The following is a 3,103-nucleotide window of genomic DNA, read 5'->3' as shown; positions in this document are numbered from 1 at the left end:
GAGTAAGATGTCCTTATTGCCTTCGAGAATTCTTAATCAAATAAAAAAATGCCAAAACCATTGCTTACTTTTCACGCTAATTTCATTAAAGTTTCAGGTCCAATGATAAGCGGAGAAACTCGTATTCAATTTGATGTTCCTGAATTATTTGAGAATGAAGTAGAGGGAATTGTTAGGTTATTAAAAAATCGTAATTTATTAATATCTATTTACGATGTGGAAGAAACTAACAACATTGAAGAAGAAAATACCACAGAAAGTATTAACTAATCGGCAAAAAGCCTTACGGATTAATCTTTATCTTTATAGCAATGTTCTTTTAGACACTCTTGAAATAGATAATAAAACCAAGCAGGAAATGTTATTTGAGAGGTTTGGTAAATGGTCAAGAAAACAATTAACTATTGACGAGTTAGAATCCTTTGTCAACTATCTTGAACAGAAAAGGGATAAAAATATTATAAATTTATGAAATCTATTAAAGAATATTATGACAAATTCATAAAAAAACATCCAGAGTGGGGTTCTTTTCTTTGTTTTGCAGAAGCAGTAAAACATCGTAAATATAATAGAAGAAAAATAAGTTATTGGTTCAATAAATTAGTTGATAAATGTGATTATATAAGAAAAGAGAAAAAACAGCTAATTGATTACTTGGTAGATTTGTCTAACTCAAATGACTAAAAAATGCCTTCTGGGAAGGTGCTTAAATACTATCTTCCCAAAATGATTTTTTCCAAATTGCCCCGTAGAGAAGAGTTTATGCCAAAGATGATAAATTATACCACCCTGTGAAATATCCCCCAAAATCGTAAGTTTTACAAAGTATTAGTATTTGATTTTTATTGAAAAATATGCTATAATAGAGTATGAAAACAAAATTTTATTGGTCGATATTAGTTCTTTGAAAAATAAATAAATATGAGTTTATTAGGAAAACATCATTCAGAGGAATCAAAAAGAAAAATGAGTGAATCACATAAGGGCAAGCATCCTTCAGAAGAAGCACGAAGAAAAAATAGCGAATCACACAAGGGTAATAAGCATCCTTTATATGGGAAGCATCGTTCCGATGAAACAAAAAGAAAAATAAGCAAAGCCCATAAAGGAAAGCATCATTCGGAAGAGACAAGGAGAAAAATGAGTGAGACACGTAAAGGGAATAAAAATCCTTTTTATGAAAAACATCATTCTGAACAAGCAAGGAAAAAGATAAGTGAAGCAAACCGAGGAGAAAAAAGTTATAATTGGAAAGGTGGTAAATCTTTTGAGCCATATTCAACTGATTGGACAGAAACATTAAGAAGAAGTATTCGAGAACGAGACCATTATATTTGTCAGATTTGTGGAGCATTACAAGGAGATAAAGCATTTGATATTCACCATATTGATTATAATAAAGAAAATTGTGACCCCAATAACTTGATTACCCTATGTCATAATTGTCATAGTAGAACAAATCATAATCGAGAATATTGGATTAAATTTTTCTTCCAGAAGAAACTTTATTAGTCAGTCTCTTAATATAAATTAGCCTGCTCGGCTAAAAGAGCAAGGAGGTAATAAGTATGAAAAAATTATTCGGAATCGCGGTGTATGACTTACATTACCCGCATTATCATCAAAAGCTTTGGAAAAACATCTTGCGGTATGTTAAACAAAACAGACCAGATGTTTTCATTTTAGGTGGAGACAACATGAACTTTGATGCTGTTGATCATTGGCTTCACGAGAAAGGTTTGGTGAGACAGTTGGAAGGGAAGAGAATCTTAGCGGAGTATGAAGGATTTAAGAACGACATTTTTAATCCTTTAGAAGAACTCTTACCCAAAACCTGCAGGAAGATTTGGCTTAATGGAAATCATGAAGACTGGGTTAAACTGGCTATTGACAGGAATCCTCAAGGAGAAGGTTATTGGGAAATTGAGAATAACCTTCATTTGAAAGATAAGGGCTGGGAAGTTTATGAATATGGGAAATATGTGAAAGTTGGCAAAGTGTTGTTCGTGCATGGGCAGTATACCAATCAGTATCACTCCAAAAAGACCGTAGATGTTTTTGAAAGAAATGTTGTTTATGGACACACCCATACCTTTCAAGTCTACACTAAGATTACTCCAGTGGAAAATGAACCCCATACAGGAATGTCAATCCCTGTTGCCTGTGAATTGAATCCAGATTATATGAGAAACAGACCCAATGCTTGGGTAAATGGATTTCTCACTTTTTACATTTATGATACTGGATATTTTAACCTATATCCAATAGTAGCCATAAATGGGGAATTTGTGAGTCCATGTGGAAAATTTTACAAGGGGACTTGATATGACTTACGAAGAAAGACAAAAACTAATTGAAGAATTTACTAAGCAGAGATTTCAATTACTCTTCAACAAAGGCAAGGAATATTCTGGTGGTAATGAAGATGTGAATTGGAACTTCAAGGAAGTTTCTAAAAGATTGGGCACACGACTTGCTGGAACTCCCTTATTTGTTTGTCTTGTCTATTTAGAAAAACATATTATTTCTTTGGAAAAATGGGCAAGAGATGGAGTTTTAAGCAGTGGTGAAGATGTTCATTCAAGATTGGCAGATACCAAAAATTACCTTGATATCTTAGAAAGCCTTATCATTGAGGATAAGAAGGAGGTATGAAAATGCGTATTGGAATAGATTTAGATGGGACTATCTTTCAGACTTATGAAAGAATGGCGGAAGTATTTTATCTGGAAACTGGCAAGAATATGGATTTGTCCACGATAGGAAGTGCTGAAACTATGATACCTTCTGAATTGAAATGGTTAAAAAAGTATTTTGAAAAACCAGAAGCCCATAATGTTGCTCCATATCCAGATGCTATGAGAATCCTCAAGGAACTGGAGAAACGGCACGAACTGTATTTTATTACGGCTCGCAGGAAAGAAGTGGAAGAAGATACTCGGAGGATAATGAAAAGTTACGGCTTTGATAAAAGAATCTTTATTGTTTCTCGGGAAAATAAAGTTGAAACTTATAAACTCTTGAAATTGAATTTGATACTGGAAGATGAACTGTGCTTTGTTGAACCTTTCTATACAAGCAAAACTAAGATAATTCTTTTTGA

Annotated in this window: 5 protein-coding genes; all 5 read left to right on the top strand. The window is 33.1% G+C overall.

Features of this window, described 5'->3' with window-relative positions:
* The first annotated feature begins 48 nt into the window (after nt 1-48).
* Nucleotides 49-270 (top strand): hypothetical protein, encoded by a 222-nt coding sequence (locus NT145_03605; GenBank protein MCX5781778.1) that lies wholly within the window; start codon nt 49-51, stop codon nt 268-270.
* Between the two features lie 651 nt (nt 271-921).
* The gene (locus NT145_03600) at nt 922-1,512 is read left to right on the top strand and encodes an NUMOD3 domain-containing DNA-binding protein (protein MCX5781777.1); all 591 of its coding nucleotides are present in this window, start codon (nt 922-924) and stop codon (nt 1,510-1,512) included.
* Between the two features lie 56 nt (nt 1,513-1,568).
* On the top strand, nt 1,569-2,324 hold the full coding sequence (locus NT145_03595) for a metallophosphoesterase (GenBank protein ID MCX5781776.1): 756 nt from the start codon (nt 1,569-1,571) through the stop codon (nt 2,322-2,324).
* A 1-nt stretch (nt 2,325) separates the two neighbouring features.
* Nucleotides 2,326-2,655 (top strand): hypothetical protein, encoded by a 330-nt coding sequence (locus tag NT145_03590; protein ID MCX5781775.1) that lies wholly within the window; start codon nt 2,326-2,328, stop codon nt 2,653-2,655.
* Between the two features lie 2 nt (nt 2,656-2,657).
* The coding region (locus NT145_03585) for a hypothetical protein (protein ID MCX5781774.1) at nt 2,658-3,103 on the top strand (446 nt) is incomplete at its 3' end.

It is taken from the genome of Elusimicrobiota bacterium (genome assembly GCA_026388075.1).
GTDB lineage: Bacteria > Elusimicrobiota > Endomicrobiia > Endomicrobiales > JAPLKN01 > JAPLKN01.
The sequence above is the reverse complement of the archived record's forward strand: the minus strand, read 5'-3'. Positions and strand labels throughout refer to the sequence as shown.

Excerpts from the sequence above, each read along its gene's own strand:
- NT145_03590 (MCX5781775.1), top strand. The coding sequence starts at position 2,326 with ATGACTTACGAAGAAAGACAAAAACTAATTGAAGAATTTACTAAGCAG.
- NT145_03600 (MCX5781777.1), top strand. The coding sequence starts at position 922 with ATGAGTTTATTAGGAAAACATCATTCAGAGGAATCAAAAAGAAAAATG.
- NT145_03605 (MCX5781778.1), top strand. The coding sequence starts at position 49 with ATGCCAAAACCATTGCTTACTTTTCACGCTAATTTCATTAAAGTTTCA.
- NT145_03595 (MCX5781776.1), top strand. The coding sequence starts at position 1,569 with ATGAAAAAATTATTCGGAATCGCGGTGTATGACTTACATTACCCGCAT.